At 70.1% G+C, this 23,630-nt stretch carries 25 protein-coding genes and 1 pseudogene; 12 read left to right on the top strand and 14 right to left on the bottom strand.

From position 1 onward, the window contains the following. Positions 1 to 251: 251 nt before the first annotated feature. Positions 252 to 1,196 (top strand): alcohol dehydrogenase catalytic domain-containing protein, encoded by a 945-nt coding sequence (locus AB0N66_RS09890; protein WP_365430859.1) that lies wholly within the window; start codon positions 252 to 254, stop codon positions 1,194 to 1,196. A gap of 52 nt (positions 1,197 to 1,248) precedes the next feature. Here the strand turns inward: AB0N66_RS09890 and AB0N66_RS09885 are convergent, their stop codons facing one another. Both AB0N66_RS09885 and AB0N66_RS09880 read right to left on the bottom strand, forming a co-directional pair. Next, positions 1,249 to 2,004: a GntR family transcriptional regulator gene (locus AB0N66_RS09885; protein ID WP_365430857.1), complete on the bottom strand. Its 756-nt coding sequence runs from the start codon at positions 2,002 to 2,004 to the stop codon at positions 1,249 to 1,251. 441 nt (positions 2,005 to 2,445) lie between these two features. Further along, entirely contained in the window at positions 2,446 to 3,531 is a 1,086-nt protein-coding gene (locus AB0N66_RS09880; protein ID WP_365430855.1) for an exo-alpha-sialidase, read from the bottom strand. Positions 3,532 to 3,800: 269 nt separating this feature from the next. Between AB0N66_RS09880 and AB0N66_RS09875 the strand changes: the two genes are divergently transcribed. From AB0N66_RS09875 to AB0N66_RS09860, 4 genes and pseudogenes are all read left to right on the top strand, one after another. Continuing rightward, positions 3,801 to 4,379: a DUF3592 domain-containing protein gene (locus AB0N66_RS09875; protein WP_365430853.1), complete on the top strand. Its 579-nt coding sequence runs from the start codon at positions 3,801 to 3,803 to the stop codon at positions 4,377 to 4,379. 199 nt (positions 4,380 to 4,578) lie between these two features. Then, the gene (locus tag AB0N66_RS09870; RefSeq protein ID WP_365430851.1) at positions 4,579 to 5,295 is read left to right on the top strand and encodes a hypothetical protein; all 717 of its coding nucleotides are present in this window, start codon (positions 4,579 to 4,581) and stop codon (positions 5,293 to 5,295) included. 121 nt (positions 5,296 to 5,416) lie between these two features. Then, positions 5,417 to 6,103, top strand: a complete 687-nt coding sequence (locus tag AB0N66_RS09865; RefSeq protein ID WP_365430849.1) for a sigma-70 family RNA polymerase sigma factor — start codon at positions 5,417 to 5,419, stop codon at positions 6,101 to 6,103. A gap of 201 nt (positions 6,104 to 6,304) precedes the next feature. Next, a pseudogene (locus AB0N66_RS09860) lies at positions 6,305 to 6,530 on the top strand (ABC transporter permease); the annotation flags it as partial. Between the two features lie 46 nt (positions 6,531 to 6,576). On the opposite strand, the gene AB0N66_RS09855 reads toward AB0N66_RS09860, so the two are convergent. Further along, positions 6,577 to 7,656 carry an NADH:flavin oxidoreductase/NADH oxidase gene (locus AB0N66_RS09855; protein WP_365430847.1) on the bottom strand — a complete coding sequence of 360 codons (1,080 nt, stop codon included), beginning with the start codon at positions 7,654 to 7,656 and terminating at the stop codon, positions 6,577 to 6,579. A 193-nt stretch (positions 7,657 to 7,849) separates the two neighbouring features. Between AB0N66_RS09855 and AB0N66_RS09850 the strand changes: the two genes are divergently transcribed. Beyond that, positions 7,850 to 8,209 carry a helix-turn-helix transcriptional regulator gene (locus tag AB0N66_RS09850; protein WP_365430845.1) on the top strand — a complete coding sequence of 120 codons (360 nt, stop codon included), beginning with the start codon at positions 7,850 to 7,852 and terminating at the stop codon, positions 8,207 to 8,209. On the opposite strand, the gene AB0N66_RS09845 is transcribed toward AB0N66_RS09850, so the two are convergent. Further along, entirely contained in the window at positions 8,129 to 9,517 is a 1,389-nt protein-coding gene (locus AB0N66_RS09845; protein ID WP_365430843.1) for a nucleobase:cation symporter-2 family protein, read from the bottom strand. The genes AB0N66_RS09850 and AB0N66_RS09845 overlap by 81 nt on opposite strands. Positions 9,518 to 9,720: 203 nt before the next feature. After that, positions 9,721 to 11,088 carry an FAD-dependent oxidoreductase gene (locus AB0N66_RS09840; RefSeq protein ID WP_365430841.1) on the bottom strand — a complete coding sequence of 456 codons (1,368 nt, stop codon included), beginning with the start codon at positions 11,086 to 11,088 and terminating at the stop codon, positions 9,721 to 9,723. 223 nt (positions 11,089 to 11,311) lie between these two features. On the opposite strand from AB0N66_RS09840, the gene AB0N66_RS09835 reads away from it, so the two are divergent. Further along, positions 11,312 to 11,842, top strand: a complete 531-nt coding sequence (locus AB0N66_RS09835; RefSeq protein ID WP_365430941.1) for a DUF6214 family protein — start codon at positions 11,312 to 11,314, stop codon at positions 11,840 to 11,842. A 25-nt stretch (positions 11,843 to 11,867) separates the two neighbouring features. Here the strand turns inward: AB0N66_RS09835 and AB0N66_RS09830 are convergent, their stop codons facing one another. Continuing rightward, positions 11,868 to 12,515, bottom strand: a complete 648-nt coding sequence (locus AB0N66_RS09830) for a DUF305 domain-containing protein (protein ID WP_365430839.1) — start codon at positions 12,513 to 12,515, stop codon at positions 11,868 to 11,870. A gap of 194 nt (positions 12,516 to 12,709) precedes the next feature. Between AB0N66_RS09830 and AB0N66_RS09825 the strand changes: the two genes are divergently transcribed. Beyond that, on the top strand, positions 12,710 to 14,212 hold the full coding sequence (locus AB0N66_RS09825) for a hypothetical protein (protein WP_365430837.1): 1,503 nt from the start codon (positions 12,710 to 12,712) through the stop codon (positions 14,210 to 14,212). On the opposite strand, the gene AB0N66_RS09820 is transcribed toward AB0N66_RS09825, so the two are convergent. After that, positions 14,200 to 14,943, bottom strand: coding sequence for a helix-turn-helix domain-containing protein (locus tag AB0N66_RS09820; RefSeq protein ID WP_365430835.1), 744 nt, complete (start codon positions 14,941 to 14,943; stop codon positions 14,200 to 14,202). The two genes, AB0N66_RS09825 and AB0N66_RS09820, sit on opposite strands and share 13 nt — an antisense overlap. A 183-nt stretch (positions 14,944 to 15,126) precedes the next feature. Here AB0N66_RS09820 and AB0N66_RS09815 point away from each other — a divergent pair, with 183 nt between their 5' ends. After that, a complete protein-coding gene (locus AB0N66_RS09815; protein WP_365430833.1) occupies positions 15,127 to 15,372 on the top strand; it encodes a DUF2630 family protein in 246 nt (81 codons plus the stop codon). A gap of 53 nt (positions 15,373 to 15,425) precedes the next feature. Here the strand turns inward: AB0N66_RS09815 and AB0N66_RS09810 are convergent, their stop codons facing one another. The 4 genes from AB0N66_RS09810 to AB0N66_RS09795 form a co-directional block, all read right to left on the bottom strand. Further along, positions 15,426 to 16,124, bottom strand: a complete 699-nt coding sequence (locus AB0N66_RS09810; protein WP_365430831.1) for an HAD-IA family hydrolase — start codon at positions 16,122 to 16,124, stop codon at positions 15,426 to 15,428. Continuing rightward, positions 16,121 to 16,840 (bottom strand): phosphatase PAP2 family protein, encoded by a 720-nt coding sequence (locus AB0N66_RS09805; protein WP_365430829.1) that lies wholly within the window; start codon positions 16,838 to 16,840, stop codon positions 16,121 to 16,123. Before AB0N66_RS09805 ends, AB0N66_RS09810 begins: the two co-directional genes overlap by 4 nt. Positions 16,841 to 16,920: 80 nt before the next feature. Further along, positions 16,921 to 17,856, bottom strand: coding sequence for a M56 family metallopeptidase (locus tag AB0N66_RS09800; protein ID WP_365430828.1), 936 nt, complete (start codon positions 17,854 to 17,856; stop codon positions 16,921 to 16,923). 110 nt (positions 17,857 to 17,966) lie between these two features. Further along, positions 17,967 to 18,512: a DUF5134 domain-containing protein gene (locus AB0N66_RS09795; RefSeq protein WP_365430826.1), complete on the bottom strand. Its 546-nt coding sequence runs from the start codon at positions 18,510 to 18,512 to the stop codon at positions 17,967 to 17,969. Between the two features lie 193 nt (positions 18,513 to 18,705). Here AB0N66_RS09795 and AB0N66_RS09790 point away from each other — a divergent pair, with 193 nt between their 5' ends. After that, positions 18,706 to 20,355: an FUSC family protein gene (locus AB0N66_RS09790; protein WP_365430824.1), complete on the top strand. Its 1,650-nt coding sequence runs from the start codon at positions 18,706 to 18,708 to the stop codon at positions 20,353 to 20,355. Between the two features lie 128 nt (positions 20,356 to 20,483). Next, the gene (locus AB0N66_RS09785; RefSeq protein WP_365430939.1) at positions 20,484 to 20,975 is read left to right on the top strand and encodes a MarR family transcriptional regulator; all 492 of its coding nucleotides are present in this window, start codon (positions 20,484 to 20,486) and stop codon (positions 20,973 to 20,975) included. A 35-nt stretch (positions 20,976 to 21,010) separates the two neighbouring features. On the opposite strand, the gene AB0N66_RS09780 is transcribed toward AB0N66_RS09785, so the two are convergent. After that, positions 21,011 to 21,775: a VOC family protein gene (locus AB0N66_RS09780; protein ID WP_365430822.1), complete on the bottom strand. Its 765-nt coding sequence runs from the start codon at positions 21,773 to 21,775 to the stop codon at positions 21,011 to 21,013. A gap of 110 nt (positions 21,776 to 21,885) precedes the next feature. After that, on the bottom strand, positions 21,886 to 22,272 hold the full coding sequence (locus AB0N66_RS09775; protein WP_365430820.1) for a VOC family protein: 387 nt from the start codon (positions 22,270 to 22,272) through the stop codon (positions 21,886 to 21,888). 70 nt (positions 22,273 to 22,342) lie between these two features. Between AB0N66_RS09775 and AB0N66_RS09770 the strand changes: the two genes are divergently transcribed. Next, a complete protein-coding gene (locus AB0N66_RS09770; protein WP_365430937.1) occupies positions 22,343 to 22,885 on the top strand; it encodes a GNAT family N-acetyltransferase in 543 nt (180 codons plus the stop codon). A gap of 3 nt (positions 22,886 to 22,888) precedes the next feature. Here AB0N66_RS09770 and AB0N66_RS09765 read toward each other — a convergent pair whose 3' ends face one another. Next, positions 22,889 to 23,572, bottom strand: a complete 684-nt coding sequence (locus AB0N66_RS09765; protein ID WP_365430818.1) for a glycerophosphodiester phosphodiesterase family protein — start codon at positions 23,570 to 23,572, stop codon at positions 22,889 to 22,891. Between the last annotated feature and the right edge of the window lie 58 nt (positions 23,573 to 23,630).

The following is a 23,630-nucleotide window of genomic DNA, read 5'->3' as shown; positions in this document are numbered from 1 at the left end:
CGTACCTTCTCCGATGGCATCTGATGGTGTGCCAAATGCATACCTCTTGCCAACACCTTAATACGAAGAGCGATCCTGTCTAGAGGTAGAGCGAGAGGTAATACGGCGGAAACTCGCCTTAATAATTGGCTGTTTGGCGACAAACATTAATAAAACGGACTGCTAATTCGGCCATGAGCACCCTGTGCCAGTGCTTACCACTTAGAACCACGTGGCTACACTGACTGACACCACTCGGACAGGAGACCTGTATGAAGTTCAGTCAACTCGTCGGCCCCCGCACCTCCGAGGTCGCCACCGCCGACGACCCGGTCCCCACACACGACCAGGTCTTGGTGGAAGTCCTGGCCTGCGGGGTCTGTACCTCCGACATCGGGCCCTGGCTGACCCACGACCCGGCCGGAGCCCCCGTCCGGCTCGGCCACGAGATAGTCGGCAGGGTGGTCGCAGTCGGGCGCGACGCGACCCGGTGGCAGCCGGGAGACGTGGTGACCGGCCTGGGCGGAAACGGGTTCGCCACCTTGGCCGTGATGGACGCGGGCGCCATACTGCCCGTGCCGCCGGGCATCGAACCGGCGCACGCGATCGGCGAACCCGTCGCAGACCTGGAGGAGGCGCTCTCCCGCACCGGCATTCGCCCCGGCGCCCGGGTGGCCGTCGTGGGCCTGGGCTTCATGGGCCTCGGCCTCGTACAACTCGCCAAGCGACACGCGCCCGGTCTGCTCATCGGCGTCGACCCCGACCCGGCCCGCCGCCACCGGGCGCTCGGTCTCGGCGCCGACCTCGTCTTCGCCCCCGACGAACTGCCCGAGGAATACCGCATGCAGACCAGTCGAGCCACCGACGCCCGACCGGAGATCGTCCTGGAAGTGACCGGCACCACCGGCGGGCTGAAGACGGCCGGCAGCATGGTCCGGCAGTTCGGCACCCTATGCGTGGTCGGCTACCACCACACCGGCGACGCCATGCTGGACATGGACCTCTGGTACAAGGCCGTCACCGTCGTCAACGGCTTCTGCCCCGACCGCACCCGCCTGATCGCCGCGATGCGGGATGCCCTCTGCCTGATAGGCGAGCGGCGCTTCAGCTACGCGCCGCTGATCACCCACCGGTTCGGCCTTGACGACATCGACGAGGCGTTCGGCGCGATGGAGGATGCCGCGCCCGACTTCGTCAAGGGCGTCGTCCTGTTCTGACCGTTCCAGCTGTGTTGACCGTTTCGCCGGGACCGGCCGGATCCGGCACCGGCTACGACCGCGCGAACGACATACGAAGCCGGTAGCGGTCGCCCGCATACTGAATCGTCGAGGCGAACAACGGCTCCTGCTGCGCGCTCATCGCGAGCTGCTGCATCACGAGCACCGGGTCGCCCGGCGTCAGATCCAGGTGCTCGGCCGCCCGTTCGTCGGCCTTCGTCGCCTCGATGGTGCTGTCCGCACGCACCGGTTCCACGCCCGCCGCGGAGAGTGTCGAGTACAGCGACCGGTCCTGGAAGTCGAGCCGCTCGATCTCCGGCGCCAGCGCGTGCCGCAGACGCGTCAGGTCGAGCGCTATCGGCACGCCCTCCAGAAGGCGTACCCGCTCCAGCCGGAACAGCGCGGTGCCCGGTGCGATCTTCAACTGCTCCGCCTCGTCGATGCTCGCCGGGCTCGTCTCCGCCCGCAGCACCTTCGAGTGCGGCCTCAGACCCATCCGGGTCGCCGTTTCGCTGAACGACTCCAGACTGTTCGGCCACTCCTTCTTCTGCGCGCTCTGCGCGACGTACCAGCCTCGCCCGTGCGACGGGTTGAGCACACCCGCCTCAACCAGGCTGCCCAGCGCCTTGCGCAAGGTCACCCGACTGATGCTCAACTGCTGGCACAACTCGCGCTCAGGCGGCAACCGACTACCGGGCTGAAGCACCCCACGGTCGATCTCGCCACGGATCACGTTGACCGCCTGGATCCACAACGGCTCCGGATAACCGGGCAGCACCGTGCCGGAGACCTCAGATGAGTCGTTCATACGATGAAGCCTCCATAGTGATCCGCTCCGGTGGACAAGCGCGGATCACCTTAACTTCACCGGCGACTCTCTGGCCAAAAGCCGCCACGAAGGGTGTTCGAACCCGCGCCGAACCCATGCGGCGGCCGGGCATTTCACTCGTGGCCGCCACGGACAAGGCAGGGTCGACCCACTCGACACGAGTGTCAGTGGAGAGCAAAGGGGAGTAGTCCCCATGCGAGCTGTGGGCCGTACCCTCCGAATGGCCCACGGTACGCAGCGCAGCCCATCGCCGTGCGGCGGCTGCGCCGACGCGTGGCTGGGGTCACCGTTGGCGCGTACGTCCCGGAGGCCGACAGGGCGCGTGGTCCACTCTGCTCGTGGTGACGTCCAGGGTGGTGCGCGTCCCGGACATGGTGCGTGTGTTCATGGTTGTGCGGGACCTCCGGGGTCTCAGTAGTCTCAGTCGATGACCGCGGCGCGTACGCAGAGGACATCCGGCAGGTGCGAGGACAACTGCTGCCAGCTGTCCCCGTCGTCCGCCGACGCGTACACCTCGCCGTTGCGATTGCCGAAGTACACGCCCGCCGGGTCCGCGCCGTCCGTGCACAGGGCGTCGCGCAGCACTGTGCCGTAGTGGTCCTCCGTCGGGAGTCCGGCGGTCAGTGGCTCCCAGCTCTTGCCCGCGTCGGCCGTGCGGAAGACCCGACATCGGTGCTCCGCCGGGACGCGGTCAGCGTCCGCGGTGATCGGGAAGACGTACGCCGTGTCACCGCGGTGCGGATGCGTGGCCGCGGCGAACCCGAAAGTGGAGGGCAGGCCCTCGCCGATGTCGGTCCACTGTCCGCCCGCGTCGTCGCTGCGGTACACACCCCAGTGGTTCTGGAGATACAGGCGGTCCGGAGTCACCGAGTCCTGTGCGATCTTGTGCACGCACTGGCCGAACTCCGGGTTCGGATCGGGCAGGAACACCGCCGAGACACCGGAGTTGGACGGCGTCCAGCTCGCGCCGCCGTCGGTCGTGCGGAACACCCCGGCCGTGGAGACGGCGACTGTCACGGCACGCGGGTCGCGCTTGTCGGTGAGGATGGTGTGCAGCCCCTCCCCGCCGCCGCCCGGCACCCACCGCGAGCGCGTGGGGTGCTCCCACAGCGGACGCACGAGCTCGAAGGACTCGCCCCGGTCCTCCGAGCGGTACAGCGCGGCCGGCTCCGTGCCCGCGTACACCACGTCCGGCTCCGCCGCGGCCGGGTGCAGCTGCCACACCCGCTCCAGCGATGTCCCCGTGTCCTTGGGGAACTTGACGGCGGGCTGCGCCGGCTCCGTCCACGTACGTCCCAGGTCGTCGGAGTGGAAGACGGACGGGCCCCAGTGCGCGCTGTCGCCTCCGGCCAGAAGTCGCGGTGTCTCACCCCGGGTGTCGATCGCGACCGAGTACACGGCCTGCGCGTTGAAGTACGGACTCTCGTCGAACTCCCAGGCGCCGGCGCGCCGTCGGCCGATGAAGAGCCCCTTGCGGGTGCCCACGGTGAGCAGTACGTCGGTCATGCCGACCACCTCCGTGACGTCGTTGTCTCAGTTACGGGCCAGTCTGCACCCCGGCACTGACAGTCACCTCTGGACTCGGCGTTTCCGCAGTTCAGCGCAGATCTTCGGCGGTGGTGGGCCGCTCTCGACGGTCCCCACCGAGCGCGGACAGGAGCAGGGGAGATCCTGAAACGGACGAGTCGACGGAGTCGGCGTGAGCATCGTGGGGACCGGTCGCGTATGGGAGGTGGATGTGGCATGTCCGTACGGTCGTGAAGAGGATGCCAGCCATGGCGGCATTCCGTGTTCCGAAGGTGTTGCTGTGGCGATGGCGGCGCAATCCGCTGCGGCGTCGCAGCGACGCGCTGGAGGCGTGGGTCGTACTCGTCGCCTGGGCGCTCACGGTGTTCGGCGGGGTGTTCATCGGCCTGGCGGCCGCACAGTCCGTGGAGCACGGTCTTGCCCAGCAGCGCGCCGAGTGGCACTCCGTCCCGGCGCGGCTCGCCGCGGACGCGCCCGAGTCGACCCCCACGGAAAGCGGCGCCGACCGGGTCTGGGCGAAGGTCCGCTGGACCGCGCCGGACGGCTCCGCCCGGACCGGCCAGGCGCGGGTGCCCGCAGGCACCACCGAGGGCACCCCGGTCACCGTCTGGACAGACCCCGACGGCCGCCTAGTCACCAAGCCCACCACGGCGTCCCAGGCCCAGCTGCGGGCCTCCCTGGTGGGGGTCCTGATCGGCATGAGCGTCGCGGCCGTGCCCTTCGTCTGCGGGCGGCTCGTCAGTGGCCGTCTGGAACGGCGGCGCATGGACCAGTGGGACGAGGAGTGGGAGCGGTTCGGGCCGATCTGGGGGCGGAAGACGAGCTGACCCGACCGGGCGGCGGCCACCAGCAGGACCTGGTACGCCAATTGGATGCGACCCAGGAGTGGTTGATCGACGAGCCGCTTGTCGACATCGTCACCGGTGATGTGTTCTGGATCACCCACACCGAGTTGAGGGTGGAACGGGGGTTATTCCCGTACTGCACCATGACGCACGAGCCCCGGATGCAAGGATGAGCCCCGTCATGATTGCTGGGTGGTGTTCTCGCACGGTACGGGCCGCGATGTTCGCGGCTGTCTGTGTGCTGCTCGCCGCCCTGGGGCACGTGTTGATGTCCGGGTCCCCGGTGCCCTGGTGGGCGATGAGTGCCGCGGCCGTGGTGACGGGCGGTGTGGGCTGGTGCCTGGCCCGCCGTGAACGCGGGCTTCCGCTCATCATGACCGTGGTGGTGGTCACCCAGGGTGTACTCCACTCGGCGTTCTCGCTCGCGCAGTCGGCCGGGGAGTCGGTGACGCCGGTCAGGGCCTCCGGTACGACCTCCGGCTCGGTCGTCATGGACGCCATGGGGCACGACATGGGTTCCATGCACTTGGACGTCACGCACATGGGCTCGATGCACATGGACCCCATGGACATGGGGAACATGACCGCGGATCCCACGGCGCACATGGGTCATGGCATGGCCGGCATGTCCTCGTTCGGCATGATCGCCGCCCACCTGGTGGCCGCGTTGCTGTGCGGCCTGTGGCTCGGGTACGGCGAACGCGCCGCGTTCCGCATCCTGCGGGCGCTGGGCGGCCGACTGGCCGCACCGCTGCGGCTGTTGCACGCGCTGCCCACTCCGCCGCACCGGCCGCGCGTGCGCGCGGGCCGAGCCTCCTCGGACCGGGCGCCGACGCGTCTCCTTCTCGTTCACGCGATCACTTCTCGGGGCCCGCCGACGGGGACCGCTGTCGTTTGAGACAGCCGGTTCCCCGAGGCGGCGCTGTCGCGCACCTCGGATCTCGGCCGTACCTCCCGTGGTCGTACGGCCTCACCCCATACCGGATCCGGCGCGCCCGGCGCGCCGGTCCGGATCGCGGATGACCCGAGAAGGACACCTGGTGATCACTTCTGCCCTGCCCATTCCGCTCGACGACTCGGCGTCGGCCGACGAGTCGATAACTGCCTGGGCGCTGGCCGCCCGCGGCGGTGACCCGGACGCCGTCGAGCGTTTCGTACGGGCCCTGCACCGCGACGTCGTGCGGTATGTCGCTCATCTCAGCTCGGACCCCCAGGCCGCCGACGACCTGGCCCAGGACACGTTTCTGCGGGCGCTCGGCAGCCTGCACCGGTTCGAGGGCCGTTCCTCGGCCCGCGCGTGGCTGCTGTCCATCGCACGCCGCGCGGTGATCGACAGCTTCCGGCACGCCGCTGCCCGGCCGCGGCTGAGCGACACCCGCGACTGGCAGCTGGCGATGGAACTCGCCCAGCCGTGCGACCTGCCCGGCTTCGACGAGGGCGTCGCGCTCCTCGATCTGCTGGCCGCCCTGCCTGACGAGCGCCGCGAGGCCTTCGTCCTCACCCAGCTGATGGGGCTGCCCTACGCGGAGGCGGCCGAGCTCAGCGACTGCCCGATCGGCACGGTCCGCTCCCGGGTGGCGCGCGCCCGGGCCACCCTGGTCGCGCTGCTCGCCGAGGCCGACGAGCCGACGAGGGAGTCGGGTGCTTCACCGGTCGCTTCACCGGCCGCTTCACCGGTCGTGGAGCTGGCCGCACTGGCGGCCTGATCACGGTCGCCTGACGGAACGGGTGCCGGTGGCTGTCGAACAGGCAGCACACCGACACCCGTTCGGCCGTTGTGCGCGGGAACTGACGTGATGTCCGGGCCGACCACTGGACCGGGTGGCAGAGGCCGGCGACTCCGTGACCATCTCCGCGCGACAGGCCCAGCCACTGCGAGGAGAGAGCTGACCCCGGGCGGTGAGTAAACCGCGGCCCTCCTCCGCCAGGAACGCGCCACCAAGCACCTGCTCGCCACCCGAGTTCTCGGCGCCGGCCGACTCCAGCTCCTGCGCCACGAACTCCTCACCGCCGTCCAAGCCACCCGTGGCCCGCGACACCCTGCTCCGCCTCCCCGCCATCGCCCTCGCGGCCCTGGGCTTCCTCGGCCTGGGCGCCCAACCCTCATCGCCCGAGTGGGGCCTGCTTCTCGCCGGGTCAACCTGCCTGTACAGCAACGTCTTCGCCCGCGAGGGAGTCGTCAGACGGAGCGGTGGTACTGGTCCGGGACATGCACCTCGGCGCCGAGTTCACGGGCCGCGAGGCGGGCGAAGGACGGGTTGCGGAGCAGCTCGCGGCCCAACAGCACTGCGTCCGCCTCGTTGTTGGCGAGAATCTTCTCGGCCTGCTCGACGTCGGTGATGAGTCCGACGGCGGCGACAGGCAGGGGAGTCTCGGCTTTCACCCGGGCGGCGAAGGGGACTTGGTAGCCGGGCCCGACCGGAATGCGTACGCCGGAGGCGTTGCCGCCCGTCGAGACGTTCAGCAGATCCACGCCGTGCTCCTTGAGCTGCGCGGCGAAGCGGACGGTGTCGTCCGCCGTCCAACCGTCCTCCTCCAGCCAGTCGGTGGCGGAGATACGGAAGAAGAGCGGCTTGTCCTCGGGCCACACCTCACGTACGGCGTCGACGACTTCGAGGGCGAGGCGCGTGCGGTTCTCGTACGAGCCGCCGTAGGCGTCGGTGCGATGGTTGGAGTGCGGGGAGAGGAACTCGTTGACGAGGTAGCCGTGGGCGCCGTGGATCTCGGCGATCTCGAATCCGGCGTCCAGAGCGCGCCGGGCCGCGTCGGTGAACTGCCCGACGATCTCCCGGATTTCGGCGACGGACAGCTCGGTCGGCGCCGGGTGGCCGACGTCGAAGGGGAGCGGGCTCGGTCCGAGCGGTTGCCAGCCGTACGCCTCCGGGCCGACCGGCGCGCCGCCCTTCCAGGGCTGGTCGGTCGACGCCTTGCGGCCGGCGTGGGCGAGCTGGATCGCGGCAACGGTGCCCTGGCTCTTGAAGAAGCGCGTGATGCGGCGGAACGCCTCGACCTGGGTGTCGTTCCAGATGCCGAGGTCGTACGGGCTGATGCGGCCCTTGGGGGAGACGGCCGTGGCCTCGACGATGATCAGGCCGGTGCCGCCGGCGGAACGGGCCGCGTAGTGCGCGAAGTGCCAGTCGTTCGGGGCACCCGTCGACGGACCCTCCGGCGCGGCCGAGTACTGACACATCGGGGGCATCCACACCCGGTTCGGGATGGTGACATCGCGCAGGGTGAAGGGCTGGAAGAGCGCGCTCACGGCGGACTCCATTCGTCGCGGGGCCGGTGTACGCCTCGTACGATAGGCATCGTAGTACGGCGAATGTCAAACTACGAAAGGTCTCGTACAATGAGGGCAAGGAGATTCGCCGACGAGGTTTCCCTGTCGCTGATTCCCGCCACCCTTGCCCCGCCACTCTTTCCCGACGCTGTTCCCTGACGATGGAGTCGCCGTGACGACCGCAGCCCCCGCCCCCAGCAGTCGTGATCTGCCGCACCCCGCGCGCGAGGAGATCCGGCTGGAGGCCGTGCTGCACGCGCTCTCCGACCCCCTGCGGCTCCAGGTCGTGCGAGAGCTCGCCGCCGACGGCGACGAGCTCTCCTGTTCGCACTTCGACCTGCCTGTCACCAAGTCCACGACCACGCACCACTTCCGGGTGCTCCGCGAGAGCGGGGTGATCCGGCAGATCTACCGTGGCACGGCCAAGATGAACGGCCTGCGCCGGGATGACCTAGACGACCTCTTCCCGGGGCTTTTCGACAGCGTCCTCGCTGCCGCCGTCGGCCAGGTCCGCAGGCTCGGGGGCAGCTGAACCGCCCTTGGCGGGAAGGTGGTTGAAGAGCAGGTTGAGTGCGATCGCAGCCAGGCAGCCCGCGCTGATCCCGCTGTTCATCACCGTCTGGAACCAGTCCGGGAACTTCTCGTACACCGTCGGCACCCCGACAGGCAGCATGCCGATGGCCACCGAGACGGCCACGACGGTCAGGTTGTGGTTGTCCTTGAAGTCCACCTGGGCCAGTGTCCGCAGCCCGCTCGCGGCGACCGTCCCGAACATCACCAGACCCGCGCCGCCCAGGACGGGCGCCGGTATCGCCGCGACCACCGCGCCCAGCTTGGGCAGCAGGCCGAGCAGGACGAGGATGCCGCCCGCGGCGGCGACGACCCAGCGGCTGCGGACGCGAGTCATGCCGACGAGGCCCACGTTCTGCGCGTATGCCGTGTAGGGGAAGGTGTTGAACACGCCGCCGAGGACGGTCGAGAGGCCGTCGGCCCGCAGCCCGTCGGCGAGCGACCGCGGCTCGATCTTCCGGTCGGTCATCTCGCCGACCGCGATGAGGTCACCGGTCGTCTCGGTCATCGTCACCAGCGCCACGACCAGCATCGAGATGATCGCCGACGCGTGGAAGGTGGGCGCCCCGAAGTGGAACGGCGTGCTGATCCCGACCCAGTCGGAGTCGCCGACCCCGCCGAAGTCCGTGAATCCGAACGGCACCGCGACCGCGAGGCCCACCGCGATACCGATCAGCACCGCGATCCTGCTCAGGAAGGCCGGCGCGAACCGCTGCACACCCAGCACCACGGCCAGTACGAAGCCCGCGAGCGCCAGGTTCTTCGGCTCACCGAAGTCCGCCGCGCCCGCGCCGCCGGCCGCCCAGTTGCCCGCGACCGGCAGCAGCGAGACCCCGATGATCAGGATCACCGTGCCCGTGACGAGCGGCGGGAAGAAGCGGAGCAGCCTTCCGAAGACCGGTGCCAGCAGGACGATGGCGAGACCCGCGACGATCACCGAACCGTAGATCGCGGGCAGTCCGCCGCCCGTCGTCCCGATGAGCACCATCGGCGAGACCGCCGCGAAGGTGCAGCCCTGCATGATCGGCAGCCGCACCCCGAAGCGCCAGAAACCCACGCACTGGATCAGTGTCGCGATCCCGCACACCAGCAGATCCGCGGTGATCAGATACGCCAGGTCCACGGGCGACAACTTCATCGCCCCGCCCACGATCAACGGCACCGCCACTGCTCCCGCGTACATCGCGAGCACGTGCTGGAGCCCGAAGGCGGCCAGCTGGCGTACGGGTGGGACCTCGTCTACGGGATGCACGGGTGTGGTGGTTGCCATGGACACTCCAGGAGCGGCGGGGATGCGGGGACGCGGAGTTTCGGGGGGCAGCACCAGACCGTAGGCGACTTGAACAGTTTGTTGATTTCTGACTTGTTGCCGATGTGTGTCCTACCCACGGAGTTGCCGCGGGTCTATCCACGGGTTGTCGCCGGCCCCGCCGGAGACCCGCGACGCACCCATTGCAACCCGCCGCGGCCCCGCTACGCCCTTGTCGTCCGCGCCGCCGCGGCCAGCAGCGCTGCCCAGTCCGGAAGCTTGACGACACCCCGTCCGAGCGAGGCGCCCAGCTCCGCCTCGGCCCGCTCGATCGCCTGCCAGCCGGCCCACTCGACCGGCGTCAGCCCCTCCGCCCGCAGCGCCACGAGCGGATCGCCGGGCACTTCCCGTCGTGCGAGCAGGTCGGCGTCCTGGAGCAGCGAAGTCACCGTCTCCTTGGCGCACGGCCGGTTGGTGCCGATGACGCCGGTCGGACCCCGCTTGATCCAGCCCGCCACGTACTCGCCCGGTGCGACGGCGCCGTCCCGCATGACGCGTCCCGCGAGATGCGGCACCGTGCCGAGCCGCGCGTCGAACGGCAGCCCGTCCAGCGGTACTCCGCGATAGCCCACCGAGCGCAGTACCAGCTGCGCGTCGATGTCCTCGTACCGGCCTGTGCCCGTGACGCCTCCACTCCCGTCCGGCACCGTCCGTTCGAAGCGCACCGAGCCCACGCGCCCGCCCTCGCCCACTTGGTCGGCGAGCAGTTCGACGGGGCGCAGGAAGAAGCGCAGCCGGATCCTGCGCGGGGCGGCACCTCGAGGCGACGCGGAGGCCCAGCCCCGCAGCACCTCCACGTTCCGGCGGTTGGCGGCCGGCAGCCCGGCGGGGTCGATGTACGCCGGATCGAGCTCCAACTCCCGCGGGTCCACGATGACTTCGGTGTCGGGCAGTGCGCCCAGCTCGCGCAGCTCCTTGGTGGTGAAGCGGGCCTGGGAGGGGCCGCGCCGCCCCACCATGCTGATCTCCGTCACCCGGCTCGCGGCCAGTGCGGTGAGCGCCGACTGCGGCATGTCGGTGGGGCTCAGCTCGGCCGCGCCGCGGGCCAGGATGCGGGTCACGTCGACGGCCACGTTCCCGACGCCGATGACCACGGCGGATCGTGCGCCGAGCACGAATCCCTCGGCCGCGGAGTCGGGGTGCGCGCTGTACCAGGACACGAACTCGGTCGCCGACCAACTGCCGGGCAGTTCCTCGCCCGGCACCCCGAGATGGCGGTCGGTGGCGGCGCCCACGCAGTAGACGACCGCGTGGTAGAGCTCGCGCAGCCGGGACGCCGGCAGGGCGTCCGGGCCGATCCGGACGCCGCCCAGGAACCGCACCCGCTCGTCCTCCAGGACCATCCGCAGATTGTTCTGGAGGGACTTGATCTTCTCGTGGTCGGGCGCCACGCCGTAGCGCACCAGACCGTACGGGCAGGGCAGGCGGTCCAGTACGTCCACCCGCACCCCGGGTACCTGGCTCTGCTGGACGAGACCCTGGGCGGTATAGACCCCGCTGGGACCCGAACCGACGACGGCGACACGCAGCACGCGGAACTCCTTGTCCGAAACCTGAACAGTCCGAGGAGATCGCTGATGGATCCAGGATCGCACCACTGGTGCTCCGCTGACAGGGTCGGCGCACGGCTCGTGCGAGCGTGTCCGTTCGTATGGAGTGTGATCATGCGGTTACGTTCCGTATGTGCTAGAAGCATCCTCTCTTAATCTGTCCGATCGGCTGGGCGTCTCCGACCACTGTGGTCCCGACGGTGCCGTGTCGGTGTCGCCGGCGTGGGAAGTGCGTGAGCGCGAAGGGGTGACCTCCTGGTTCGACGTCCGGCTGGCCTTCGCCGACGGCGCCCGGGTCGACCTGCTCGCCGTGGTGTGCGAGGGCGACGTCTCGATCGAGGACGTACGGGCGCAGCCCCCGCTCTCCCTCGACGACCTCGACCTGCTCGCCGACTGGATCGAGGAACCGCTGGCCGAAGCGTGTGGCGTGCGAACCGCGCCGGCATGCGACGCGTCGTGCGGGGAAGGGCTCGCGCACGACGGTTCGTGCGAGGAAGGGCTCGCTCACGGCGCGTCGTGTCAGGCAGGGGCCTCGCGTCGCGCCCGGCCTGCGTTTCCGCGCGGTGTCGAAGGCCGCCGGCTCGTCGCCGAGAAGTACCTCGCGGCTCAGAGTGAAGGCCGAGACCCCGTGCTCGCGGTGATGAGCGCGACCGGGCACAGCCGCCGCAGGTCGCTCAAGCTGATCGCCGGGGCACGCGACGCGGGACTCCTGACGCCACGTCACACACGTCGCTAGGAGGAGCAGTTGGGCGCGGCAGTTACTACATGTCCTGCATCCTGCCGATCTCGCTCGTCTGCTGTGCGATCACGTCGTCGGCCATTTCCTCGATCTGGATGTTGTTGCCCTGGCCCTTCACATCCGTCGCCATCGTGATCGCGCCCTCGTGATGCGTGATCATCAGCGTCAGGAAGAGCTGGTCGAACGCCTTGCCCTTGGCCGCGCGCAAATTCTTCAGCTGCGCCTCCGTCGCCATGCCGGGCATCGCCTCGTGCGTGTGCTCCGTGCCGGTGCTCTCCCCGTCGTGCGCCGTGAGCCAGCTCTCCATGGTGCTGATCTCCGGCCCCTGCGAGGCCGCGATCCGTTCGGCGAGCGCCTTCACCGAGCTCGACTCGGCCTGCTTCGGGGCGAGTTCGGTCATCTCCAGCGCCTGCGTGTGATGCTCGATCATCATCCGCGCATACGAGAGGTCCGCCGAGTTGGGGGTGTCGTCGTCCGTCCGCTGTTTCGCGGCGTCCTCGGCGGAGAGAGTCTCAGCCACCTCGCCGGGCTTGCCGGGCACGATCACCGAAGGACCGCTCGTTGCGGCGGACTTGGTCTCGGAACCGGAGTCACAGCCTCCCAGCGCGAGTACGACGACCGCCAGCGACGCTGTGACCAGGGACGCGTGGGACGGACGACGGAAGAGCACAGCGACCTCCTGAGGCACACGAATGAGCGGACACCTCAAGGGTGTTGATGACTTTCCTAGCACGCCGGTGAACCTGAATGATCAGAAACTTTCATTACGACTGCGTTACCGTCTGTTGATCTGTGCATGGTGAAGACGATACTTCGGGTTGTGCGTGAACCGTTCGACTGCGAACGGCTACAAGGGAGGATGCAGTGACCCTGTTGAAAGACCCCCGAACGCGGCGCAGACGCCTGGGAGTTGCCGCAGCCGCGGCCGGACTCCTGGCCACGCTGCTCACGGCCGGCCCGGCGGCCGCCACCCCCGACCCCGGGGACAGTCCCGCCGCGCAGGAGAAGGTCTCCCAGAGCGACGAGGCCATCGCCGAGGCGGCCATAACGAGCGGTGAGATACCCGGGCAGGACGAGATCGTCCACTCGGACAACATCGAGCCCCTCGCGAACATCCCCAAGGATGCTCTGCCCAACTTCAATTCGGACCTTGCCTTCCAGGGCAACTACGCCTTCGCCGGCAACTACGACGGCTTCCGTATCTTCGACATCAGGAACCCGAAGGCGCCCAAGACGGTCGCGCAGGTGCTCTGCCCGGGCTCGCAGAACGACATCACCGTCTCGGGCAACCTGCTCTTCCTGTCCACCGACTCCTCGCGCAGCGACAACTCGTGTGCCAGCACGACGCAGCCCGTGACGGAGAAGTCGTCGTGGGAGGGCATGAAGGTCTTCGACATCACCGACAAGGCGAACCCGAAGTACGTGGCCGCTGTCGAGACCGCCTGCGGCTCGCACACCCACACGCTGGTGCCGGAGAAGAAGAACGTCTACATCTACGTCTCTTCGTACTCACCGAACGCCACCTACCCCGACTGCCAGCCGCCGCACGACGGCATCTCGGTCATCAAGGTGCCGCGCAACGCCCCTGAGAAGGCGGCAGTGGTGGGCTTCCCCGTCCTCTTCCCCGGTGAGGGACCTGACGGCGGCGGCAACCCGGGCTCGCCCACCAACCCGGGCGTCTCCAAGACCACCGGCTGCCACGACATCACGGTTCTGCCGTCGAAGGACCTGGCTGCGGGCGCCTGCATGGGCGACGGCATCCTCTTCTCCATCAAGGATCCGGCGAACCCCAAGGTCATCGACAGGGTCCAGGACAACGTGAACTTCGCGTTCTGGCACTCGGCGACCTTCAACCAGGATGCCGACAAGGTGGTGTTCACCGATGAGCTGGGCGGCGGTGGCGCGGCCACCTGCAACGCGGCGATCGGTCCGAACCGTGGCGCCGACGGCATCTACGACATCGTTGGCAAGGGTGACAAGCGCAAGCTCGTCTTCAAGAGCTATTACAAGATCCCCCGCTACCAGGGCGACACCGAGAACTGTGTCGCCCACAACGGCTCGATCATCCCCGTCGAGGGCAAGGACATCATGGTCCAGGCCTGGTACCAGGGTGGCGTGTCCGTCTGGGACTTCACCAACTCGGCCAAGCCGAAGGAGATCGCCTTCTTCGAGCGCGGTCCGCTGTCCACCGAGACGCTCTCGGTCGGCGGCTCCTGGTCGGCGTACTACTACAACGGCTACATCTACTCGAACGACATCGTGAAGGGCTTCGATGTACTGAAGCTCAGCGACCGGCGCACCGACCCGGCAAAGCGGATCAGGCTGCCCGAGCTCAACGTCCAGACGCAGCCGGACTACTTCGACTGACCGTCCAGCCGATCGGACCGGTCGTCGGGCGCACTACCGGAATCACCACCGGACCGACCACCGGGCTGATCGGCCGGCTGTCGGCCGGTCGCGAAGAACCGTGACAGGTCTGTGTCGCACGTCCCGCCGGGCACCCCGGTGTCCGGCGGGGCACCCAACTCCCGTTCCAGGCCGTACCGTTTGAACAGTTCGCCCCGCAGCGTCGGGATCGACATCGGGACGCCCGGCACCACGGCCGCGTACACCGCGCCCATGAGCAGCGCGCGCAGCATCGGGTAGTCGGTGGCCGTGTCCGGTGAGCCGAAGCGGGCGACGGTGTCGCCGAGCAGCTGAGCGAGACGCTGCTGATCCGGACACTCCACGAATCCTTCGGGCTGCAGGATCCCGGCCATGTGCTGGCGCATCAGCACCGGCTGATCCCGGGCGAGTCCCAGAATCGCGTCGATGGCCCGCGCCATCCGCTCCCGGCCGTCCTGGGTGTGCGGCTCGCGCTCCAGCGCCTCTTCCAGCGTGCGGTGCATCAGCCGGTGTACGGCGGACTGCACGAGCTGGCGCTTGCCGGGGAAGTAGTACGAGACCAGTCCGCGCGCCGATCCCGCGCGATCCGCGATGTCGCCGAGCGTCGTCGCCTCGTAACCCTGCTCGCTCACCAGTTCCACCGCGGCCTGCAGGAGCCGCTCCCGGGAACGCCGCCGCAACTCTTCGTTGACGGATCGGCTGCGCGGGGACATTCTGAAACTCCTGCGTTGACTGGCTGTCAGCCAACTATACTCAGCTTGTCCGGACCAAGCCTCTCAGTGGGCCGTTTCGGGCTGCCGTCCGCCTCGGGTGACGCGGGGGATCACCCGAGGCGGACGTGCGGGGCGGGGGCGGCCTCCTTAGAGTGGGCTGGAGTGCCGAGGAGGCGGGTCGACATGGATCAAGACCAGATCCTGGCCAGGATCACGGCGATGGTGGACGACGAACGACGCCTGCGCGACGCCCTCGCGTCCGGGCAGATCGACAGCTCGACCGAGCACGAACGGCTCGGAGAGCTGGAGCGCGACCTCGACCAGTGCTGGGACCTGCTGCGCCAGCGACGCGCGAAGTCCGAGTTCGGCGAGAACCCGGACGAGGCCCGGACCCGTCCTTCCTCGCAGGTCGAGGGCTATCAGGGCTGAGGCGGGCAGCGTTCGAAGGAGCGACCGAGAGGGCGGGCCGCGGCGCCGGGACGTCAGCCGGTCAGATCGAGGACCGGCCGCAGTGCGTCCGGGCGTTCGGTCACCGGCAGGTGGTCCACGAATTGCACGGCGCAGCCCAGGGCCGCCGCGCCCCCGTCGGCCTCGCGGCTGTCCCCGACCATCAGCGTGTCCTCGGGCGCGACTCCCAGCGCGTCGCAGGCGATCGCGAACAGCCGCGGATCCGGCTTCTGGATACCGTGTTCGTACGACAGGACGTACGCACCGACGTACTGGTCGAGCCCGTACGCGCGGAAGACGGGCCGCAGATCCCAGCCGATGTTGCTGACCACACCGACGGCGATCCCGCGCTCGCGCAGCGCGCCCAGCACCTCCGCCGCGTCCGGGTAGGGCCGCCAGGCGTCCGGGAGCATGTGGCGTTCGTACAGCGCGTCATGCAGCCCGGGATCGGGCAGCGCCACCCGCCGGGAGAGCGCGGTGTACGCGGCCCGGTGCGACTGAGCGCTCTCGTCCCGGATCGCCCACACATCGGCGAGGTCGTCCGGCAGCGGCTCTGCCGGGGAAGCCCCGCCGGGAAGCGCGCCCGCCGACTCCAGGTCCTGGGCGGCGCGGGTCAACTCGGCCTCGGGCAGCGGGATGTCGGCCTCCGCGAGCACCGCCCGTAGCCAGGACTCGGCCGATTCGACGCGGAAGAGTGTTCCGGAGAAGTCGAAGAGAACGCCTTTGATCGTCATGAGGGAGATCCTTCGCGGCGCGGCCCGCACCGGTCAAGGCTGCCTGCGCCGGCCCATCGCTCGTACGAGGCCACCGCCAGCGCGACCATCAGCGCCCCGAGAAGCCAGCCGCCCACGACGTCCGACGGCCAGTGGACGCCGAGCCAGACACGGGTCAGGCCGACGCCCACGACGGAGACGACAGCCAGGGCGAGTGCCGTACGTCGCAGGGTGTCTCCGGCGTCGTACAGGTGCAGCAGCCACAGCAGCAGCCCGCACACCACCGTGGCCGTCATGGCGTGGCCGGAGGGGAAGGCCGCGTAGTGGGCGGAGTCGACGGGATCGGGCCAGACGGGGCGTTCGCGGCCGATCGCCGCCTTCAGCCCCTGCTGCACCACTGTGCCCAGCGCACATGTGGCCCCCACCCATAGGGCCAGCCACCATGCGCGGTGTCTCCAGACCAGCCAGACCACGGCGGCGGCACACAGTGCGCGCATGGTCCAGGGGTCCCACACCCAGTCCGTCAGGATGCGGAACGCATGGGTGAGGCCGGGTTCGTCGACCGCCCAAGGGTGCGTGGTGCGGGCGATGTCTCCGTCGAGAGTGAGCAGCGGCTGCCAGGAGAACGTGACCAGCAGGAGAAGCAGCACGGAGGGCAGGGCGAGAGCCGCCGCCGTGAGCGCCGCGGTCCGCGGGCCTGGCGTGTGGGGAGGTGCGTCGACAGGCGAGGAGTGCATGGAGTGATCCTCGCCGATGCGCGGGGCTGGAAACCAACCCCGGGGCGCCCGGGGAGCTCGTGGGTCGCGCCGGTGCCCGGTTATCCCAGCGCCCGCAGCCCCGGTACGAACGTCACCAGGAGCGGGATCACCGGCACCAGCGCGGCCGCCGCCGTCAGCCGCAGACGCCGTGCCGCCGTGAGCCGGTCCGGGGGAGTGAGGAGGCGGTGGACACGGTGCGGGACATGGGCCTGCGGGGTGGGGCAGGGACCGAACACGCCCCGGTCCTCGTTGAGTTCCACCAGGGCCAGGGCGATCGTGAGGCGGCCGAAGCGGCGCGAGGCCATGTCGTCGGCGGAGAGTTCGACCAGCCGGTGCATCTCGTCGCGGAACGCGGCGAACACCGGAACCTGCGGAAACCCGTTGGCCAGGGCGCCCGAGCAGTGCAGCAGCCAGTCGTGCCGCGCCCGCGCGTGCCCCTGCTCGTGGGCGAGCACGGCATCCAGTTGCCGTCCCTTGAGGCGGCGCAGCGCGCCCGTGGTGACGACCAGCCGGGGCGCCGCTCCGGGCAGCCACCAGGCGTCCGGGCGCACCCCCTCCAGGACCACCAGACGGTCGGCGGCGGGCTCCTCACCGGGCAACAGCGGGGCGCGCAGCAGGAGTTCGGTCCGGCTCTGCCGGCGACGAGACCGGGCCCCCGCGATCTCGCGGACCAGCATGGCCGCGGTCCACGCGCCACCGCACGCGAGCGCCACGGCGGTCGTCGCGGCCCAGGGACTCCCGGTGCTCAGCGCGTAGGCGTTCACGACCGAGTGCGGCGCCGGACCGAACACCTGGCCCCGAACCGCCACCGAGGCGGCGGCCGCGCTCAGCGTCATCGACAGTGCGCAGCACAGCAGAACGGCCGCGACCACGCACTGCCACGCCCACAGGGCCACCACCGGTTCGCGGTCCACCCAGTCCGCCCTGGCGAGCAGTCGCGGAGCGACCACGGCGGCCAGGGCGCCGAGCAGCAACAGTGCCGCGGGGACCATCATGGCCGAAGCCTATGAGCGGGGTGTCGCCGGAGGATATGGGCCACGACGGCAAAGTGACGTACGCCACGGTCTCGTCGCGGCAGCTTCCCCCGGTCCGGGAGGAATCGGTCTCAGAGCGTGACCAGCATGGCCAGCATCGCGATCCCCATGGACAGCCGGCACGCCTGTGACAGTTCGGGACGGTCGGCCCAGCCGACGGCCTCGGTGCCGCCGGCCACGCTGCCCATCGGCAGGAGGCGCAGGCCCGAGCGCAGCACGTACCCGGTGAAGTAGAGCAGGAGCGTGCCGGTGAGCAGCGGCACCCCCGAGGCGCCGTGGGCGTGGTGGCCGGGAGCGGAGGCCATCACTCCCGCCATGTAGACCATCGCGCAGGCGCCCACCAGATGGTGCGCATGGTGCGGGCTCGTACGGGTCGCCCACAGGGCGCGTACCGCTGCCGCGCCGAACACGGCCGCGTAGGCGAGCCAGGCCCAGCGCGGCGGCGCGGCCACCGCCGCGGGTACGGCCATCGCGGCCATACCGAAGCCCATGAGCGCCTCACCGCCCGCGGTACGGCGCTGCTCCTCGACGGAACTGCGCATGCGTAAGAGGCAGTAGGCCCCGGTCGCCGCGCACAGCGCGACGAGCAGCCAGCCGGGCGAAGCCGGTCCATGCATCGGGCACCTCCCCGCTCGACGGCGTCGGGCATCAGACATCTGGCCTTGGACGGTCGGTCAGGGCATGCCCGGCCCGGGCGGGGCGCAAGCGAGCGCAAGGGTGTACACGGGGGAGCGTTCTGAGCGCATTGCAAATGAGGTGGCGAAAGCCCGTATATCTTTCACGAGTAAAACACCTGCTAATCTTATCGTCATGAGTAGTACGACTCCCAGGTCACGGGCCCGGCGCCTCCCGCTGGCCGGTTTCCTGCGCGTCGGCCGACCCTCCGACATCTGGTTCAAGTCCGCGCTGAGCGTCGTCGCCGCGGTCGCCCCGCTGAATCTGCCGCTCCTGGCGCTCGGCCGACTGGACCTGGCGATGTACACGATGGCCGGGTCGCTCTGCGCCCTCTACGCCCACAACCGTCCGTACGCCGCGCGGGCCCGTGCCCTCGCCTGGGTGGTGCTCGGCATGCTCGGCGGGATGGCCGTCGCCCTCGTCACGGCCTCGCTGACCACCGACGCCGTCGTGCTGGTCACCGTCGGCGCACTGCTCGCCGCCGTACAGAAGGTACTCAGCGACGCCACCCGCATCGGTCCGCCCGGACACCTGATCCTCACCTTCATCAGCTCCGCGTGCCTCTTCACACCGCAGACCCTGGGCCAGGTCCCCGGCCATCTCGCCCTCGCCGCCGTCGCGGGTGTCTGGGCCTGGATCGTCGGCATGGCCCCGGGGCTGGTCCGTCCGCACGGGCCGGAGCGCCGCGCCACCGCGCACGCGCTGAACGCCGTGGCCGGGTACGCGCAGACGCGGGGGAGCGGAGAGGGGGCCGCCCGTGCCCGCGCCGCCGCGGTCGCCGCCGTGCACGGAGTCTGGCAGTCGCTGCGCTCCACCGGTACCCGCTCCACTCCCCGGCGCGCCCTCGAACGGCTCGTCGTGCGCGCCGAGATAGCCCTGGCCTCGCCGGCCGGTACCGAGCCCGAGCGGCTGCGCGCCTGGGCCCGCGAACTTCGCGGCAACGGGCCGGTTCCGCGTCCGGGCGACCTCACGGAGACCGCGGACGAGCTCTTGGGCGTGGATGCCGAACTCGCCTTCGGAGAGCGGCCGTTGCTGCGCCGCCTCGGCCCACTCGCACCCATCGCTCTGCGGACCGCCCTCGGCTGCGCCCTCGCCGGATACCTCTCGCTCGCACTCGGGGTCGGCCGCCCCTACTGGGCTCTGGTCACCGCCGCGTCTCTCTACCAGGCCAACGTCACCCTGACCTGGAGCCGGAGTGTGCAGCGCGTTGTCGGCAACCTGGCGGGGGTGCCGGCCTTCGTGGCGATCGTCCCGCTCGCCCACCTGGGGAAGCCTGTCCTGCTGCTCTGCGTCCTCGCCTGTGCTTTCGGTGCCGAAGCGCTCATCAGCCGCAACTACTGGCTCGGCAGCGTCTGCGTGACCCCCATGGCACTGCTGATCACCGAGTTCGCGCGCTCCCAGCACCCCGGCGAGCTGATCACCGACCGAGTCGTGGACACCCTCGTCGGTGCGCTCGTCGGCTTCGCCGCCGCGGTCGTCGTCACCAACCGGCGGGCCGGCGACAGCATCGAACACGCGCTTTCCGCGGTGGAACGCGCCCGCGAGCACGCCGCGCGGGTCCTCGCCTGCGACCACCCCCGGCCCGGCGCACTGGAGTCCGCCCGCCGCGGCCTCGCCGCCACCGTCGTCGACCTCCGCGCCACCGCCGACACGGCAGCCGGCGAATGGTGGCAGCGCGCCGTGCCGGAGGACCGGGTGATGCCGGTCGAAGACGCCGCACACCGTACGCTCGCGGCGACGGTACGACGGCAGGGACTGCACTCCTTGGAGGGCGCACGGGCATGACGGCTGCGAACGGGCGTACGACGGACGGGGACGCCCACGGGGGACGGAGAGAGGGGGCGGACACCGGTGCTGGGCGTGTGGAGAGCGCGGACACCGGCTCCGCACCGGTGGTGGGACCCGACGACACCATGGCCGCCGTCGTACGGCAGTGGCAGGCGGTGCGGCCCGACCTCGACACCGGGCCCATGGAGATCATCGGACGCATCAACCGCTGCGCCGCCCTGCTTCAGCAGGCGGAGGACGCTCCACTGCGCCGTGCCGGGCTCACCCGCCCCGAGTTCGACGTCCTCGGCACACTGCGGCGGACCGGACACGAGCTGACCCCGAGCGAGATCGCCCGCGAGACCTTCTCCTCCGGCGCTGCCGTCACCAAGCGCCTGAAGCAGCTGACCGAGCGAGGCCTGGTCGAACGGCGCGGTGACACCCGTGACCGCCGCGTCGCGCACGTCCGGCTGACCGACGAGGGACGCGACCTCGTGGACGGCATCCTCCCCGAACAGCTCTCCTACGAGACGACAGTCCTGTCGGGCACCGACCTCGGCCGGCAACGCGAACTGGCCGACCTGCTGGCCGAGTTGCTCGGCCAACTGGAGGGCCGGCTCGGAATGCCGCGCGCCTGAGTCTCCGGGAACGGGCTTCGGGAACGGGCTCCGGGCTAGCCCTCCTCGCTCGCCACATGGATGCCGAAGGCCGCCCCCTGCACGTCCCGTACGACGGCGAGCCGTGGGCCGTGCGGCACGGACATGGGCTCCATGAGGAGGTGGCCCCCCGCCAGGAGGGCGGCGTCCGCGGTGGCGTCCACGTTCTCGACGGTGAAGTAGGGCAGCCAGTGCGAGGGCACCTCGTGCGGGAACTTGTCGTCCATCGTCACCATGCCGCCGAAGTCGGCGCCGTCGACACCCCACCGCGTGTAGTGCTCCGAGGCGTTCACCGTCCAGCCGAACACCGTCGTGTAGAAATCCGTGACCCGGTCGGGGGCGCGGGTGAGCAGCTCCACCCAGCCGAGGGCGCCCGGGGCGTTGAACAGCCCCGCGCCGGGGAAGGACCGCGCCTGCCACAGCTGGAAGGCCGCGCCGCCCGGGTCGAAGGCGACCGCGAAACGGCCCTGGTCGAACACGTCCAGTGGGCCGACGATCACGGTGCCGCCGGCCGCCTCCACCGCTGCCACGGCGGCGTCCGCGTCGGCCACGGCGAACGAGACGTTCCAGGCGACGGGCTGCGACTCCTGGAACAGCGGCGCCAGCCCGGCGACCGCGGCGTCACCGAGGTGCGCCACGGTGTAGCAGCCCGCTTCCTGGCGCGCGTCCGTCTCCGGACGCCAGCCGAACAGGTCGGCGTAGAAGCGTTTGGCCGCCTCCAGATCGCTGGTCCCCAACTCCGACCAGCAGGGTCCGCCTGTCACCGGCCTGTCGAGCTTCATGAGGTTCCTTCCGCGGCGAGCCCCCTGAAAACGCTAGACCCGGGCAGTGGCGGCGGCCATCCGGGCCTGCGCCAGGACGGACGGAAGTGCGGCCTTGCTACGCCGGGGCCTCAGGGCCGGGAGCGCAGCGGATGGTCCGCCGGGATCTCCACGAGGGCGATCTCGGTGCCGTCCGGATCCGCGACCCACATCTCGATCAGCCCCCAGGGCTCCTTCACCGGCGGCCGCAGGACCTCGACACCGGCGGCCGCCAGTTCCTCGTGCGCCGCCTTCGCGTCCGCGACCTGGAGCCACAGCTTGACCGCGGGGGACGGCGGGGTCTCGGAGCGCCCCGCGACCTCAAGGAAGCCGCCGCCGAGGAAGTAGACGGTGCCGCGTTCGGGGCCCGTACCGAACTCGCGGTAGACGGCGAGGCCCAGTTTCTCGCCGTAGAACGCTCGGGAGCGCTCCGGGTCGGTGGGCCGCAGGAGGGTTCGGCTGCTCAGTACATGCACCATGCAGCCGAACCCTAAAGGAGGGTTACGCTCGTCGATGCCCGAGCCGCGCCACCGAACGGAGAACCGCTCCATGGACACCACCGCCTCCACCGGACTGACCTTCCGCGATGCCACCGACAGCGATGTGGACGCGCTGGTCGCGCTGATCGAGTCGGCGTACCGCGGGGACTCCAGCCGGGCCGGCTGGACCACGGAGGCGGACATCCTCGAAGGGCAGCGGACCGACTCCGAGGGCGTACTCGCGGTCATCAAGTCTCCCGACAGCCGGTTGCTGACCGTCGAGCGGGACGGCGCGGTCGTGGCCTGCTGCCAGCTCGAACACCGCGGCGACCACGCCTACTTCGGCATGTTCTCGGTCAGTCCCGCACTTCAGGGCGCGGGCCTCGGCAAGGTGATCATCGCCGAGGCGGAGCGCCACGCGCGCGAGGTCTGGGGCGCCGAGGAGATGCACATGACGGTGATCTCCGTACGCGAGGACCTCATCGCCTGGTACGAGCGGCGCGGCTACCGCCGTACGGGAAAGATGACGCCCTTCCCGTACGGCGACGAGCAATTCGGCATTCCGCAGCGCGACGACCTGCAGTTCGAGCTGCTGGTCAAGCCGCTGGTGTGACGTTCATGCGGTGAAGCGGCCGGTGCGTTTGATCTCGGGATAGTCGGTGGTCGCGCCGTCCAGTCCCAGGGCGCGCACCAGCCGCAGCTGGTCCTGGGTGTTCACCACCCAGCCGATGATCCGCAGGTCGGCCTTGCGGGCGCGCTCGACGACCTCCAGGGACAGCCGGCGGATGTTGAGGCAGACGGTCGCGGCGCCGATGTCGACGGCGCGGTCCACGACGTCGGTGCCGTACCGGCTGGCGATCAGCGCGGTGCGGGCGCCCGGCACGAGCCGGGCGATCTCGTCGATCGCCTCGTCGTGGAAGGACGACACCTCGACCCGTCCGACCAGGTCCCGCCGGTGCATGACCTCGGCCAGCGCCCGCGCCGCCGCCACGTCCTTGATCTCGGCCTGGAGGGGCGTCGTGAGGGCGTCAAGGACCTCCTCGAAGACCGGAACGCGCTCACCGCGGCCCGCGTCCAGCGCGCGCAGCTCGGCGAGTGTCTTCTCGGTGATCGGCCCCGACCCGTCGGTCGTACGGTCCACTTCGGCGTCGTGCATGACGACGAGGGCGCCGTCCTTGCTCAGATGCAGATCGAGTTCGATCAGGTCGAGGCCCGCGTGCTGGGCGGCGATGAAGGAACGGAGGGTGTTCTCGGGTTCGACACCCATCACTCCGCGGTGACCGATGGTGAGGAAGTTCAAGATGCGACTCGCTTCCGTCGACGGCGGCTCGGCTCGCGCGTGGTTCCGACGGCGGCGC

This window comes from Streptomyces sp. NPDC093544, assembly GCF_040683495.1.
Taxonomy (GTDB): domain Bacteria; phylum Actinomycetota; class Actinomycetes; order Streptomycetales; family Streptomycetaceae; genus Streptomyces.
This window is presented reverse-complemented; position numbering and strand designations above follow the sequence as displayed.